13 protein-coding genes are annotated in these 15,907 nt (G+C 46.0%); 9 read left to right on the forward strand and 4 right to left on the reverse strand.

Features of this window, described 5'->3' with window-relative positions:
• Positions 1-345 precede the first annotated feature (345 nt).
• The 3 genes from QUB56_RS34630 to QUB56_RS34640 all read left to right on the forward strand — a co-directional run bounded on the left by QUB56_RS34630 (position 346) and on the right by QUB56_RS34640 (position 3,204).
• Entirely contained in the window at positions 346-1,095 is a 750-nt protein-coding gene (locus QUB56_RS34630) for a Uma2 family endonuclease (protein ID WP_332960889.1), read from the forward strand.
• Between the two features lie 118 nt (positions 1,096-1,213).
• Positions 1,214-2,347 carry a DNA cytosine methyltransferase gene (locus QUB56_RS34635; protein WP_332960890.1) on the forward strand — a complete coding sequence of 378 codons (1,134 nt, stop codon included), beginning with the start codon at positions 1,214-1,216 and terminating at the stop codon, positions 2,345-2,347.
• 203 nt (positions 2,348-2,550) lie between these two features.
• On the forward strand, positions 2,551-3,204 hold the full coding sequence (locus tag QUB56_RS34640) for a hypothetical protein (RefSeq protein WP_332960891.1): 654 nt from the start codon (positions 2,551-2,553) through the stop codon (positions 3,202-3,204).
• Positions 3,205-3,255: 51 nt separating this feature from the next.
• Here the strand turns inward: QUB56_RS34640 and QUB56_RS34645 are convergent, their stop codons facing one another.
• Together QUB56_RS34645 and QUB56_RS34650 are read right to left on the reverse strand one after the other, a co-directional pair.
• Positions 3,256-4,512, reverse strand: coding sequence for a class I SAM-dependent methyltransferase (locus tag QUB56_RS34645; protein ID WP_332960892.1), 1,257 nt, complete (start codon positions 4,510-4,512; stop codon positions 3,256-3,258).
• A gap of 244 nt (positions 4,513-4,756) precedes the next feature.
• Positions 4,757-5,941 (reverse strand): NAD(P)H-quinone oxidoreductase subunit H, encoded by a 1,185-nt coding sequence (locus QUB56_RS34650; protein WP_332960893.1) that lies wholly within the window; start codon positions 5,939-5,941, stop codon positions 4,757-4,759.
• A gap of 57 nt (positions 5,942-5,998) precedes the next feature.
• On the opposite strand from QUB56_RS34650, the gene rsmH reads away from it, so the two are divergent.
• The 3 genes from rsmH to QUB56_RS34665 all read left to right on the forward strand — a co-directional run bounded on the left by rsmH (position 5,999) and on the right by QUB56_RS34665 (position 10,063).
• Entirely contained in the window at positions 5,999-6,901 is a 903-nt protein-coding gene (rsmH, locus tag QUB56_RS34655; RefSeq protein WP_332960894.1) for a 16S rRNA (cytosine(1402)-N(4))-methyltransferase RsmH, read from the forward strand.
• A 566-nt stretch (positions 6,902-7,467) separates the two neighbouring features.
• Positions 7,468-9,141 (forward strand): SpoIIE family protein phosphatase, encoded by a 1,674-nt coding sequence (locus QUB56_RS34660; protein WP_332960895.1) that lies wholly within the window; start codon positions 7,468-7,470, stop codon positions 9,139-9,141.
• Positions 9,142-9,640: 499 nt separating this feature from the next.
• A complete protein-coding gene (locus tag QUB56_RS34665; protein WP_006633914.1) occupies positions 9,641-10,063 on the forward strand; it encodes an ATP-binding protein in 423 nt (140 codons plus the stop codon).
• A gap of 333 nt (positions 10,064-10,396) precedes the next feature.
• On the opposite strand, the gene QUB56_RS34670 is transcribed toward QUB56_RS34665, so the two are convergent.
• Positions 10,397-10,831, reverse strand: coding sequence for a nuclear transport factor 2 family protein (locus QUB56_RS34670; protein WP_332960896.1), 435 nt, complete (start codon positions 10,829-10,831; stop codon positions 10,397-10,399).
• Positions 10,832-11,153: 322 nt separating this feature from the next.
• Positions 11,154-12,116, reverse strand: a complete 963-nt coding sequence (locus QUB56_RS34675; protein WP_332960897.1) for an orange carotenoid protein N-terminal domain-containing protein — start codon at positions 12,114-12,116, stop codon at positions 11,154-11,156.
• 209 nt (positions 12,117-12,325) lie between these two features.
• Here QUB56_RS34675 and queG point away from each other — a divergent pair, with 209 nt between their 5' ends.
• The 3 genes from queG to QUB56_RS34690 all read left to right on the forward strand — a co-directional run bounded on the left by queG (position 12,326) and on the right by QUB56_RS34690 (position 15,785).
• Positions 12,326-13,294 (forward strand): tRNA epoxyqueuosine(34) reductase QueG, encoded by a 969-nt coding sequence (gene queG / locus QUB56_RS34680; protein WP_332960898.1) that lies wholly within the window; start codon positions 12,326-12,328, stop codon positions 13,292-13,294.
• A gap of 139 nt (positions 13,295-13,433) precedes the next feature.
• The gene (locus QUB56_RS34685; RefSeq protein ID WP_332960899.1) at positions 13,434-14,564 is read left to right on the forward strand and encodes a pentapeptide repeat-containing protein; all 1,131 of its coding nucleotides are present in this window, start codon (positions 13,434-13,436) and stop codon (positions 14,562-14,564) included.
• 27 nt (positions 14,565-14,591) lie between these two features.
• A complete protein-coding gene (locus tag QUB56_RS34690) occupies positions 14,592-15,785 on the forward strand; it encodes an SDR family NAD(P)-dependent oxidoreductase (protein ID WP_332960900.1) in 1,194 nt (397 codons plus the stop codon).
• Positions 15,786-15,907 lie beyond the last annotated feature (122 nt).

The raw sequence follows: 15,907 nt of genomic DNA on the forward strand, positions 1-15,907 counted from the left end.
TTAATCCCAAAAACCAAGAGATATAATTCCTCGTTACCAGGCTCTGCCCGGTAACGCAGATCCAGAGGCTGGGCCTCATCATTAAGCCATTAACATTAATCCCAAAAATCAAGACATATAATTCCTCGTTACCAGGCTCTGCCCGGTAACGCAGATCCAGAGGCTGGGCCACGTCATTAAGCCATTAACATTAATCCCAAAAACCAAGAGATATAATTCCTCGTTACCAGGCTCTGCCCGGTAACGCAGATCCAGAGGCTGGGCCTCGTCATTAAGCCATTAACATTAATCCCAAAAACCAAGAGATATAATTTAAGCATTAAAACATTTAACCTTTAATAAACTATGTCTGTAGCAACTAAAAACCCAGAAACAAAACTCACAATCACCTGGCCGCTACTACCAGAAGATTTCCAACTACCAGACGACCCCGTGGAAGACGAAAGCCAACCATTATTAGCCGCCGCTTTGCGCCAGCCGCTAACAGCATTTCCAGAATTAATGCAGGATGCCTTAATTGTTTCCAACTTTGCCATTTGTGCCGGCATAAGTTTCCCAGGTTCAAGCAGCGACGAACAGCGTATTATCTGCAAAGCACCAGATTGGATGTACGTAAAACCCGTCAATCCAAAAAATGTCTCGCAAGTCCGCCGCAGTTACACGCCACACACAGAAGGAACCATCCCCCAAATCGTGATGGAATTTCTTTCAGAAACCTATGGAGAAGAATATTCCGTTGAATTTACCTCGCGGGTGGGAAAGTGGTATTTTTACGAGCAAGTAATCAAAGTACCCAGATACGTCATATTCCGAGCCCAAACAGCTCATTTAGAAGTTTACGCTTTAGAATCAGAGCACTACAACTTGCAAAAAGCCGATGAAAACGGACGTTATTGGATACCGGGATTAAACCTATTTTTAGGTATTTGGGAAGGAACGCACGAAGGAAGGACAGGCTGTTGGTTGAGGTGGTGGGATGCAGAAGGCGAGTTGTTGCTGTGGTCCGAAGAACGAGCCGATCGCGAACGACTCCGCGCTGAAAGATTGGCAGAAAAATTGCGTCAAGCGGGAATCGAATTAGATGACGAAGAGTGAAACATGAAACGAAATAGAGTCCTAGTAAGGTGATCCGTGCGGACCTTACTACTATTTGGTATAATCACACTCTTGTGTCGCGGGCATCCTTCCCCCTATTGCCTCAGGTTACAGTCCTATGTTAATTGAACGTCTAGATCCCATAAATTGGGAAAAAAAACCGCGACTGATATCATTGTTTTCAGGTTGCGGCGGCATGGACTTGCCCTTCCACAAAGCGGGGTTTGAAGTAGTTTGGGCGATCGACTCCAATAAATACGCCTGCAAAACATTCAGCAGAAACATTGCTGATGTCATCATCAACGACAGCATAGAAAATATAGACATTGCACAAGTTCCCGAAGCTGACATATGTATAGGAGGATTCCCCTGTCAAGATTTCTCCCTGATTTGGAAGCGGCCCGGACTTGAAGGAACCAGAGGCAATTTATATACATACTTTCTCGATTTTGTCAATAAAAAAAAGCCCAAAGCTTTTGTAGCAGAAAATGTCAAAGGCTTATTAAGTGCAAATAATTATCAAGCAATAAAACAAATAATTTCTGACTTTGAAAGTATAGCACCGGGCTACTTAGTTAAACCTAAACTCTACAACTTTGCTGATTACGGAGTTCCGCAATTTCGCCAAAGAGTGTTATTAGTTGGCATTCGGATGGATACAGGATTTAACTTTGTGCATCCTCAGCCAGAATACGGGCCAAATCGCAAAAAACCTTATCGAACTGCGGGGGAAGCACTCAAAAATGTGGAAGCAGTTCTTGACAATAACAAACATCATAAAATTCAGACCCGCACCGTTGAAATTTTAAATCGAATTCAACCGGGAGGCAATTTTGCTGATATTCCCAAGGATAGCCCGTACTATGTCAAAGGCATGATCAGTCACGTTTATCGGCGAATTCATCCAGATAAACCATCATCGACAATTATTGCGGGTGGAGGTGGCGGGACTTGGGGTTATCATTATTTAGAACCGCGTTCTTTGACAAATCGTGAAAGGGCAAGATTGCAAACATTCCCCGATGATTTTGTTTTTGAAGGTTCTACGACTGAAGTGCGGCGGCAGATTGGCAATGCAGTGCCGCCGGAGGGAATCGCTGCTGTTGTTGAGGCTTTAATTCCGCTATTTAAGGGGGATTATCCGAAAGTTGATTTATATGAAATGAGTCAAAAATTGCAGGGGATGTCAATTCAACAACGATTAAAATGGGCTGAATCCGAGGGATTCGAGCAGAGTTGGCAGTTAATTTGAAATGGGGCGGTAGATATGAAGCTTAAGATTAGCTTTTTCTTGGTTTATGATTAAATCAATAGTCCGGACAGTTTGCGATAGCCAACGGTAAAATGCGGGTTTCAGGTTCCTCAGGAGGTGAAATATTAACGGTAGAATGAGGGTTTACGTCGCTACCCAAAAAACTGTCCGCAGTATTGTTAAATAAAATACATCAGGAGGGAATGTCAATGATAAAGTTTGCTCTAGGTCACTACACCGATTTTAAATTGCCCAGCAACTCAACTATTCCAGAGCAATTACAGCAAACACTTCAGACGGTTTGGGACAGAAAATATGACGATTTATACGAACGAGGTGGAAAGTGCAATGTAGAAGAAGCTTTTGTAGAAGTAATGACAGCCTTTGGAATGCCTAATGATGCAATATCCCATCAGCGATACGTCTATATGGCTTATGGAATAGCATTAGCAGCTAAACCGACCATTAAACATTACTTTCCTGAAGAACACAAAGCTGATCTCGTTGAAGGAATTGTATCTTGTTGGCTGAAGGATGCTTGTGAAATCCCAGAAACTTGGGCAGATACCTTGTTTCCTAATATCAACCAAATTGGAAAATATCAAGCTACTGACGAAGCTTATAATATCTTCTACGGCTTGCTGCAAACACTCAACACGAAAACAGCCTATAATGCCATCTTGGATATTTTGTATGATGCCATTACCGGAGATGCCATTTCTGGTTTTACTGAAGCCCGACGAGATATGTTTAATTGGTGGTTGATCGAGGTGGTTCCTGCTGCCTATTGTTTAAAGCTGCCATCTACTTTATATTCTGGAAAATGGGAATTTCCGCCGCTGAGTCAGTGCGCTTAAGTGATGACAAAAGTAATTAGAAAAGAGTGCGTGTTGCTGATTCTAGTTAACTTAAGGCACCGTGAAACCTTTGAGGGATTCCCTACGGGATAGCTTCGCTTCATGCACTTTTTCCCCATCCCTCAACCCCTTCGACTGCACCAACACCCCAAAACTCCCCAAACCCCTCGGATCGATCAACTGATGCAAAGCCTCCCGGCGCCGCAAAAACGTTGCCAAATCCAATGCTTCCGCATCATTTGCAGACAGAGAAGCAATACGATCGCCCAAACCCAACGCCATCAAAAACAAAGCCTGCTGAGTAAACCCTACCACATCCAAACCGCACAATTCACCCTGCCTTTCCAGCGCCGTAAAATTAACATGAGCCGTTAAATCCTGCCGCCCCACATTAATATAAGGATTATTGTGATATCGGTGCAGATAATAACACTGTAGTGTCCCCTCCCTGCGCCTCGGATTGTAATAGCGGTGCGCCGGATGGCCGTAATCAATAGTTAACAAATATCCCCGCTGCAACTTTTGAGCAACTGTACTCATCCAGTCCAAAGCCGCCAAATTCACCTCACTGCGATAACCATCCCCGTAAACACTCGCCGACAAATCGATGCTTACCAAATCAAAATATTCGGCAATTTGAGGCGTGGAAACTTCGCCACTTACTTCAATAAAATTTATCTCTTCTCGTTCATTTTTTGGATTTTCGGCGGCAACGTAAATCTCCCTAATTTGCCCTGATTCCAGAATGAATTGATGCACGGGCAAAGCATCCACTAACTCGTTAGAAAAGAAACACCCGACTATTGAATTATTAACTATCTCATCCCAATTGCACCACTTGACGCACTTGATATCACCTAACCTTTGGCGTTGTTCCGCTTGAAGTATTGGCGAAATTTCAACAATTATGTATGTTAAAGTTTTAAATAAGTCGGGATGTTGCCGTTGCAGATATTGCAGCACATTTTCGGCGAAAGTTCCCCGCCCAGCGCCCATTTCTACGATCGCGAAATTGAAAGGGCGATCCTCTTCGAGGGCTCCGCTAACGAGAATTTGCCACATTTCCACAAACTGCTCTGCCAAAACCTCCGCAAAATCAGCACTCCAATGAGGCGACGTGATAAAATCGCCTTGTTTGCCGATCGACGGGCGATCGCTATTGTAATAACCGTGGTGCGGATGATATAATGCCAAATTCATATATTCAGCAAAAGTAATACGCTGCTGGGGACTGGCGGCAATTCTTTCGCAGATTAAAGCGCAGAGTTCCGGGTTGCTGTCATTGATATCTGATTGCTTAACTTTCATAATTTATCGAATCAAAATTGATGTTATTTCATTTGTGAAGGAGAGATTTTTTTTTATTAACCGCAGAGGGCGCAGAGAGCACAGAGGAAGAGAGAAGAGAGAAATAAGGTAGATTTTAGCGACGTTAATAGCAATATTAATCGATATCCATCCGCGTTGATCCGCGTTCATCTGCGGTTAAAAAAAATTAACCCGGTTCCCACAAAAAAACCGGGTTAAATTATCAGATAAAAACCGACCCAACCTACCTATCAACCGAGCCCATAATAATGTCGATACTCCCCAAAATCGCCACCAAATCGGCAATCTTCACGCCCCGAACAATGTGAGGCAAAATCTGCAAATTATTAAAATCCCCAGTCCGAATCTTCCAGCGCCAAGGGAACACATTATCATCCCCGATAATATAAATCCCCAACTCACCCTTGCCGCTTTCAACGCGGACATAATGTTCGCCCTTGGGAATCTTAAAAGTCGGCGCTACTTTTTTGCCAATAAACTGATAGTCAAAACCGTTCCATTCAGATTTTGGCCCGCTTTCGAGTCGCTTCGCTTCCAAATTCTCGTAAGACCCACCGGGGATTCCTTTCAAGGCTTGATAGAGAATCTTAACCGACTCGCGCATCTCCCGAACCCGCACCAAATACCGGGCCAAACAATCGCCAGCAGCTTCGGTACAAACTTCCCAGTCGAAGTCATCGTAACATTCGTAATGGTCAACTTTCCGCAAATCCCACTTAACGCCGGAAGCGCGCAACATGGGGCCGGAAAGTCCCCAGTTAATCGCTTCTTCGCGAGAAATAGTACCCAGGCCTTCAATCCGGCGCCGGAAGATTGGATTGTTGGTAATTAAACGTTCGTACTCGTCAATTTTGGGAACGAAATAATCGCAGAAATCGTGGCACTTATCTACCCAACCGTAGGGTAAATCTGCGGCAACTCCGCCAATGCGGAAATAGTTATTATTCACCATGCGATAACCTGTAGCGGCTTCCCACAAGTCGAGAATTGGTTCGCGATCGCGCATAGTATAGAAAAAAGGAGTTTGCGCCCCCACGTCCGCCAAAAACGGTCCCAACCACAACAAATGGTTAGCAATCCGGTTCAACTCCAGCATGATTACCCGAATGTAACTCGCCCGTTTGGGGACAGCAATATTCGCCAACTTTTCCGGCGCATTTACTGTCACCGCTTCGTTAAACATCCCCTCTGCATAGTCCCAGCGGCTCACGTAGGGCACGTACATCACGTTGGTGCGATTTTCGGCGATTTTTTCCATCCCGCGGTGCAGATAGCCCAAAACAGGCTCGCAGTCAACTACGTCTTCCCCGTCTAGGGTGACGATTAGCCGGAGTACCCCGTGCATGGATGGGTGGTGCGGCCCCATGTTGAGCACCATCGGTTCGGTTCTAGTCTCAATTCTTGACATAATTAAATGAATTAATGATTACTAGCTATTGTTCATTTTGGTTTGGCTTTTATGATTATGAAGGATATCGAGCTCTCTGAGAAGGAGACCCTTGGATCGGATGTCAGTCTTGACACCTATCACGTTCCAGTTTTGGGAAGCGAGTTAATTGCGGGTTTGGCTGTGCGTCCAGGCGGCCGCTATTTGGACGCCACGCTTGGGGGCGGCGGACACACGAGTTTGATTTTAGCGGCGGCGGCCGATGTTACAGTAATGGCGATCGACCGCGACGAACAAGCCCTCCGTTTTTGCCAAACCCGATTTGCCAACTCCCCCGTTGAGTTTTGGCACGGCAACTTTGCGGAATACAAGTCCCCAGATGCCGAATTTGATGGTATCATAGCAGACTTGGGCGTCAGCTCGGCTCAGTTCGATACACCGGAACGAGGATTTAGTTTTCGCCACCCAGCTCAACTAGATATGCGTATGAACCAGCAGCAATCTTTGACCGCAGAAGAGATTATCAACCACTGGGAAGAAGTTAAACTAGCAGATATTATTTACAAATATGGCGAGGAGCGACTGTCGCGGCGCATCGCGAGGCGGATTGTGCAAAGCCGTCCTTTTCAAACTACAACAGAACTCGCTGGGGCGATCGCCCAAGCCTTCGGACCCAAGCAGCGCAACGGCAGAATCCATCCGGCCACCCGCACTTTCCAAGCTTTAAGGATAGCCGTCAACTCCGAACTAGCTTCTTTAGAAACTTTCCTAAACCTTGCCCCAAGGTGGTTAAAACCCGGTGGGAGAATCGGAATCATTACATTTCACAGCCTCGAAGACCGACCCGTCAAGCACCAACTCAGAGGAACACCCAGTTTACAGGTACTGACAAAAAAGCCGATCGTGCCGCAATCCGAAGAAGTAGCTAGAAATCCCCGCTCTCGTTCTGCTAAGCTCAGACTGGCAGAAAGATTAGCTTGATTCGGCAGTAGTAATATGCTTGCTGCACAAAGTTCAGAGATTAGGGGGACTTGAATGCAGCAATAAGCGTGCGATTCGGCACAGGTTTAGGGAATAGCGCCAACAACCGACCGCTAACCCTCAGGGTATAGTGGGGCTGGAAATTCAGCCGATTTTGACCACACTCAGGTAGCAATACCGGGGTTAGTAGTAAGTGTTAAAATTCACACCGAGGACATTATGCAGCCCGTTAATAACTCTGCAATCAGAGCATTAATTAGTCATTTGGGAGGCTGGTGTGTTTAGAAAAGTACCGACTGCAAACACGGTCGTTACTCCTATCAAAGCGCGAAAGCTGACTGGGGAATTTTCCCTATTGAAGCGGCCTACCGAGGCGGGTTACAGTATCGAAAGCCTCTCATCTGTTGTGCGAACAGATGGTGCGAAAGGAATGCTCACCTTGAGGTGAAACGGGTTTCTTTAACTCAACTTGACGTAACTGATATGTTGCATATATCCAGCCCCCCTTTTCCTCCCGCCACCTTGCTGAATACAGCTAGGGTGGGGGTTTTCAAGGGGGAAGAAAGATGAGTCGGGGAGATGGAAGCAAGCTGAAACTGATGGTAGTCGATGACGAACCCGACAACTTGGATTTATTGTACCGGACGTTTCGACGCGACTTTCAAGTTTACAAAGCAGATAGCGCCCTCAGCGCCCTGGAAGTTCTAGACGAACAGGGCGAGATGGCGGTGATTATATCTGACCAGCGGATGCCAGAAATGAATGGCACCGAGTTTTTGGGGAAAACAGTCGAGCGATTTCCCGATACGATTCGGATTCTGCTAACGGGATACACAGATGTTGAAGATTTGGTCGAGGCTATCAACTCAGGTCAAGTCTTCAAATACATCACCAAACCGTGGAATCCAGAAGAACTCAAATTGGTGATCAATCAAGCCTCAGAAACTTACAAATACTACAAGCAGCGCAGCGTTGCATTGCGCCGCGCTTTGCGCAAAGAATCTCTGTTCAATGAGGTAATGAGCGTGATTCGCGGGTCGCTAGATTACTCTAGTATGGTACAAACTATTGTTCAAACCGTAGGTCAAACTTTTGAAGCCAACTATTGTATGCTGCGGCCGGTAGAGACCGATAGACTATTGCCGAGTACCTTCCCCTACCAAGCCCAAACCGACGAGACCATTCACTTTTCTTTTGATGAAAATTTGCTGGTTCAAGCCGTAGCCAGCCGCCAAACTCAAGTGAACCCAAACAGTGGGGGGGACGGTAAATCGGTTGAGATTGCCGTCCCCCTGACTTACCAGCAAGAATTGCTGGCGGTACTGGCTTTGTGCCAGATTGGCGGCACTAACCCTTGGTCGGCAGAAGATATAGAGTTAATAGAAGGTGTAGCAGCTCAAGCTGCTCTGGCCCTGTCTCAAGCTAAGCTATACCAGCGCACTCTGGATTTAGCCAAGCAGATGCAAAACGAGTTGGAAGTGGCTCGCCAAATCCAAACAAATTTGTTGCGCCAAAGTTGGCCGGATTTTGAAACAGTCAGGGTGCAAGCTTGCTGCTATCCCGCGCGGGAAGTGGGCGGCGACTTTTTTGAAGTTTACGTCCACTCCCAAGGGGATATTTGGATAGCGGTGGGAGATGTTTCCGGTAAGGGAGTTCCGGCTGCTCTATTTATGGCCAGCGCGATTTCGGTGATGCGGCGGGAACTTTCCCAAGAAGTTTCTCCCGAACCCGACCAAGTTATGCACAATATGAATAGCAGTATGTCTGACGACCTGATCGGCAACAACCATTTTATTACAATGGTTGTTGCTCGTTACACTCCGTCAACGGGACATCTTGCCTTTGCTAATGCTGGTCACATTTACCCGATTGTTTGGTCGCACTCGGAGGTGAAAGCTCAAGCCGCTAGCGGTAAAACGCCAGCCGAGCCGAATTTCCTGAAAGCTCGTGGCATTCCCTTGGGGATACTACCAGTTTGGAAAGGCAAAGCAGGTACGATCGAATTAAAGTCAGGAGATGTATTTCTGCTCACGAGTGACGGGATTACTGAAGCTAGCGTGACCACGGAAGCGGTCCCTGGGGGTGAACAAACCCGTTCTATGCTACAACAAGAAGGGCTTTGGCAACTCTTGATTCAGGAACCTGGTTCCTTCAACTTGGACAATTTGTTGGCTCACATCCGAGCTGACAATCCCGTTCAGGAAGACGACCAAACCATACTCTCTCTGGAGGTTCTCTGAATCTGTCAGCGACTCCCGGCCCAGAGTCGGGGGTGAGAGCCGAAAAAACAGAAGCCCTACTTGTTGACGGCCCACAGAGTAGTCCCGCAAAGGACTGCGTTATAGTCAACAGTAAAAAACCTAGCCCGCGAGCGCGCGCAGCTAGTTTCCAGCTATCGCTTTCCTGGGGGATTAAACACCTTTAAAGGTTTAAAGTAGAAGGCATTCGTCAGAAAAAACCAACGCTTAAAAGCCAGGGATTGAAACAAAGATTTTTTATACTTCGCTGCTTGCAGTCTCGGTATAATTATCACTTGTTAATGGGCTGTAAACCCATAACTAAAGTTTTCAACAATACTCTTAACTTGTGCCTTCTACCGAATGACGAATGCCTGATTTTTCAACAGAAAAGGCTAGTATCCCCCGAGTAGCGACAAGTATTGAGGCCGAATCAATTCGGCGCGTCGTGTTTTATACCTGGTGTCAATACACAGGGTTTTCAAACTTACGGGATTTTTTTATGAATACTGAGCTTCATGTGCCAAGCGACTTGCGGTTTTTAACAATTGTTGAAAATTGGTTGCTGAGCAGTTTGGAAGTAGAGCTAGGAGAGCACGTCGATTGGCCGCGTCAGTCGAATCGTTTGCGCTTGGTGTTAGCAGAAGCCTATTCTAACGTGATCCGCCATGCTCACAAAGATCAACCCAATTTGCCCGTGTTAATTCGCTTGAATTTAAAAAATAGGGATATTGGTTTAGAAATTTGGGATTACGGTAAAGGTTACGAAATGGATACTTACAATCCACCGAGACCGGAAGCTAAACAGGAAAGCGGCTACGGCTGGCTGATTATGAGCAGACTTATGGATCGGGTGGACTACACTTTGCAAATAGACGGTCGCAACTGTCTGAAGTTGGAAGCAAGTTTGCCGGAAAAATCTTAATTAGTCATTAGTCCTGAGTCATTGACAATGCACTTTTTGACTCGCTTTGGCTGTCTGTCGCACAGTGCGGTGACAGCCACTTTTTCGTGCAGTATCGTCCCTCTCGCTTGAGACTGTAAGATTGTAGGGGTACAGACCCGATCGCGCAAATACCGCATAAACTGTGTTTTTATACCGTTACTGGCACTTAACGAGAGATTTGGATAATAAAAGCCGGTTTCTGCCTCATTCTTCCTCTAAAAAGCCACTCAACCTGTCCATCGCATGACTTTAGCCATTACGTGCGATAGACAGGTCAAACCCAAATAGGCAATTTAAATCTCAAACAGCTTATTAAACCTCACAGTTCTTCTGCGACCGCAGATTTAGCAATTCTTGGGGAGAAGCTAACAGTTTGACGGTGACAGAAAGGATTTTCTGGTTAGAATTGAGCAAGAACAGCCATGCGACATTAATACCAAAGGCGGAAGTTTGCACCCGGCCGCTGACCTGAACTTCTACAGTGCCATCTTCTAAAATTTGGCTGACACCTTGCTGGGGTTCGAGCTGCATTCCTCGCGCTTCTGTTTTTAGATAAGTAGCGATCGAGATGCTGCCGATAATTGGAGATTCAAACGGCGCGTGCAGAACCCCCTCATCAGCAAATAGATTAGCCGTAGCGTCAAAATCACCCGCGTTTAAAGTTTCAAAATATCGCAGTACCGTTGGCTTTGTGATGCCGGCAATCTTTATAGAGCTAGTTATAATAGGTCGAGTTGTTGCGGTCATAAAACAAATGATTTAAGCTGAATGAGTATACTTTAATCATTCTCTTTGTCGCAGCAAATCCCTCAAAAGATATAAGTAGGGTCGGGAAAATAATTCTCCGAAAAAAGGAGGAACCCGAGAGCGTCGAGCGCAGCTTTAAGAGCGATCGACCCAAATCAATAGTAATTTCAAAAAAAATGCAACTGTCGGGAAGCCAAAACCCCTCGCAGTCATCAGTCATTCCCCATTCTTCAATTCTTTAATCTTTAATGCTATAAACCCAGACACCGGCAGGTGTCTGGGTTTCTGGGCAAGTCTGTTTGACAGACCGAACCGGAATATTCTATTTGCGCATCAAATTGAGCAATTCCTTAGGAGATGCCAACAAGTCGATCGCCACAAAGAAAATTTGACCTTGGGGATCGAGCAAAAACCGCCACGCGATGTTCATTCCCACATTCGATCCGAACCAGGGAGTTTCGACTTTGCCGGTGACTTTCACTTGGCGGTAACCATCTTCTGCGGGTTCCGATACGCCTCGCTCGGGCATCATTTTCAGTCCGATGCACTCTTCCCGCATATAGTTGAGGATAGCTTCGCGACCGACGATCGGCTTTTGGAAAGGCGGTTGCAGGGCGCCTTCTTCAGCAAATAAACCGACGGCTGGGGTGAAGTCGAAGGCGTTCATGTAGTCGATGTAGTTGAGCACAGTCTGCTCGGTAATACCCTCAATTTTGGTTTTCACCCGCTGTTCAAGAGCGGTGGGAGTGCTGCGGGGGGCCGAGCGTTTGCCGTACTCTTGGCTGAAATCGGGGTCGTAGCCCATGTGAACTACGGTATTGCGAAGTACGGTAATTTGCTGGCCCGGATCTAGTTTCTTGATGGTTTCTAGAACTGCGGTGGCTTCGGGAGACATTTGATAGCCAGCGGGGATCGGAGCGACCTTACCCTGTCTCATCAACTGTCCCAACTCGTACCAGAAACCGAGTTTGGTGTTGACGCGCAAGGAAGTGTAAATCCGCCCGATCGTGGTGTCAGCGTTGCTGGCTAGGTCAAACATCGTTTTGCTTTGAGCCTCCGGCGACATCTGCTTAATTTCCTCGAGGATACCTTCAACAAGCGCCATGCTGGCTACTCCCGGAGCTGCTGCGGTGATGGAAACACCCATTTCGGTGTAAGCATACCAGAGCAGTGCCAGTTGGTCTTCAACGCTGAGTTTGTAGAACGCTTCCGTGGTAGCCGGAACAACGCTTGCAATCTCGGTGTTCGAGAAAATAGATTGAGCTGATTGGATACTAACTGCCATGTTTATGCTGTGGGATTCGCTGTCGGTTTTACTTGCGTACTTGAATTTGCGAATCGAATTCTCCCTGAATTAAATTATGTGACATTTTTGACATTTGGGAGTTCAAATTTATAAATATAAAGATTGTGGAAGTATTATCAATTATGTCCCAAGATTTATCTGAAAATTACTAGACTTATAGCGCAATTTGTGCTATTGTTCTTTACCCGATGAAAAAATCAATTAATAGCGATCGCATTAAGCAAAAAGCCATTGAGTTGGGATTTCACAAAGTCGGGATAGCCTCAAAAGACGGGGATTTCGATCTTGAAAAACAACGATTGCAGGCTTGGCTGGACAAGGGTTATCAGGCGGATATGGCATGGATGGCCAACCCAAAGCGGCAGGATATTCAATTGGTGATGCCAGAGGTGCAGTCCTTAATATGTGTCGCCATCAACTACTACACGGCTCACCAACGCCCCCCGAATCCCCCTTTGGAGGGGAGGGTCGAGCCAGGGGTCGAATATGCTAAAATCTCTCGCTACGGCTGGGGACGAGATTACCACAAAATTCTCCACAAAAAACTGAAGGTTTTGGCAAATTGGCTGCGGTCGCAAGGCGAGGGAATTGAAGCGCGGTATTATGCTGATACCGGGCCGATTCAAGATAAAATGTGGGCCCAGCGTGCCGGGATTGGCTGGATTGCCAAAAATGGTAATGTAATTTCGCGCGAATACGGTTCTTGGGTGTTTTTGGGCGAAATCTTGACTAATTTGGAGTTAGCGCCCGATGAGTCCCATACCGAACATTGCGGTACTTGTACTCGCTGCATTGAGGCCTGTCCGACCGGGGCAATTACTGAGCCTTTTGTGGTGAATGCCGATCGATGTATAGCTTATCACACGATCGAGAATCGAGCCGAAAAATTGCCCGACGAAATTGCATCTAATTTACAAGGTTGGGTAGCAGGTTGCGATATTTGTCAGGATGTTTGTCCTTGGAATCAGCGATTTGCTAAACCAACCGATGTTGCCGACTTTGAGCCTTATCCTGAAAATATAGCGCCGACACTTGCAGAATTAGCCGACATCTCCGACGAAGAATGGAACCGCCGATTTACAGCTTCGGCGCTGCGGCGCATTAAACCAGAAATGCTGCGGCGAAATGCCAAAGCAAATCAAATCAACAGTCATTAGTCAGCAGTCATTAGTCAACAGTCATTAGTCATTAGTCATTAGTCAGCAGTCATTAGTCAGCAGTCAACAGTCAACAGTCAACAGTCAACAGTCAACAGTCAACAGTCAACAGTCAACAATCATTCGTAACACATAACAAATGTCAGCAAATGAACCTAAAGAATACGATGCAGTTTTGGGCGGTCAAAATTCCCCTCCAATTAATGCTGCTATCTTGGGTGGCATAGCTGGAGTCAAACACCGCTTAGCAAGTCCGTCAGTTGAAGCAAGGCGGGCAGCAATCATAGATGCCATAAACTATGGAGAAGAAGGTTTAGAAGCAGCCATGGCCGTTTTTGGCGATGCTGACGAGCAGGTGCGTGCGATCGCCGCTGCGATGTTTGGAGCGCAAGAACAGCTAATTTTGCTCAAAAAAGGTGCAGCAATTTGGAATAAATGGAGAGTGCAAAATCTACTTTTATTCGGTGGTTTTGTAGACTTGAGTTGGGGAGATTTTAGCGGAGTTAATTTGGCCAAAGCCAACCTGAGAGAGTCAAACTTAGCAGGAGCAAACTTTGCATCTGCCAACCTCCTAGGCGCAAAAATATTTAAAAGTAACTTGGAAGTAACTAATCTGAGAAATGCCGATTTGAGCGAAGCAAACCTGAGCAAAACTAATCTCAGCAGCGCTGATTTGCAAGCAGCTAATCTCAGTTTAGCCAACCTCCGCTCGGTTAATTTTCGCGAGGCTAATTTATCTCAAAGCATTTTGAAAAAAGCTAAACTATGCAGGGCTGATTTGAGCGGGGCTGATTTGACGGGTGCTGACTTGACCGGGGCTGACTTGAGTGGGGCAAAGCTGGGCGGAGCGAAATTGGCAGGAGCCAATCTGGCTGGAATTAAATTAATTCGATCGAAGTTGTACGGCTTGGATTTTAAGGGATTTGTGTTGACAGGAGCTAATTTGCGGTGGAGTAAATTCGCAGGAACTTGTTTTCAAGGAGCTGATTTGCGCGGGGCTAATTTAGAGAAAAATGATTGGACAAATGCTGATGTGTCTGGCGCTGATTTGACTGAAGCTAACCTTTGCGATGCTGATTTTAGTAAAGCTAATTTGAGTAATGCTAATCTGAGCGGTGCCGTGGCAAAAAGAGCAAATTTTCAGAAAGCCAATCTCATCGGAGCTAATTTTAATGGGGCTAATTTGAGCGGTTCTATTATGAAACAAGCTAATATCGATAATCGGCGGATTTTTGCGAGAGCTAATTGCACCGGATGTAGCTGGAATTGAGATTTTTTACAGCAACAGAGATTTAAAATGAATAAACCGCAGCGCTGTTTTGTTTGCAAGGAGAGTTTTCAAGAGCAACATTTTTTTTACCGGGGTTTGTGTTTGAAGTGCGGCGAACTTAATTTTGCCAAACGCAACCAAACTGCTAATTTGCATGGGTTATTTGCTTTGGTGACGGGAGCGAGAGTGAAAATTGGGTATGCTGTAACTTTGAGGTTGTTGAGATCTGGTGCTGCTGTAATTTGTACTACTCGTTTTGCTCGGGATGCTGCTAGGAGATATGCTAAAGAAGCGGATTTTGCCGAGTGGTGCGATCGCCTGCAAGTTTATGAGTTAGATTTGCGGTATATTGCGGGCGTTGAGCGATTTGCCGAACACCTCGTCTGCTGCTATCCCCGAATTGACATTATTATCAATAATGCGGCTCAAACAATTCGCCGCCCTCCTGAATTTTACCAGCATTTGATGGATTTTGAATCTCTGCCTTTGGAGGCTTTGCCTGCTGAGATTCAGCCGCTGTTGGCGCGATCCTCTTCGAGGGCAACGCTTGCGCACTTTTTGACAGACAATATTTCTGAGGATATCCCCAAATCTCTCAGAGACTCTGTTCCAAATCGCAACAGTGAAATCCCCACGGTTTTTAACTTGGATCCAGAGAATCAATTATCACATTCATCTGATTTTAGTTTGTTTCCGCCCGGAATGTACGATCGCGACGGACAACAAGTGGATTTGCGCCCTTTCAACAGTTGGGTGATGAAGGATGATGAGGTGAGCATTTTGGAAATGTTGGAAGTTCACGTTATTAATGCGATCGCTCCTTTCGCGATTAACAGCAGGCTCAAACCGCTGATGAAAAAATTTCCTGAAGCTAGCAAATATATTGTCAATGTTTCTTCAAAAGAAGGGCAATTTAACAGCGACAAACCTTGGCGACATCCGCATACAAATATGGCAAAAGCATCGCTGAACATGATGACTCGCACCTGCGCTTCTGAGTATGCCAAACACAAAATTTTTATGAATGCTGTCGATCCGGGATGGATTAGTTTTCAGCACCCTTACCCTCAAGTTTTAGCGATGCAGCAACGCGGCGTACAACCTCCCTTTGATGCTGTCGATGCCGCCGCGCGGATTTGCGATCCAATTTATTCTGGAGTAAATGAGGGACGCTATTTTTATGGTAAATTATTTAAAGATTATGCTGAGTCGCAGTGGTAACAGTCATTTAATATTTTTGTGGCTTTTTCCACTTTCCACCATTGGTATAGCAATCCTAAATCATTTGTGAATTTCTTACTCCCGGACCGCGGGTTCGGGGAGGGCTGGGGTGGGGTAAAAAA

The sequence above is a fragment of the Microcoleus sp. AR_TQ3_B6 genome, assembly GCF_036702785.1.
Classification (GTDB): Bacteria; Cyanobacteriota; Cyanobacteriia; order Cyanobacteriales; family Microcoleaceae; genus Microcoleus.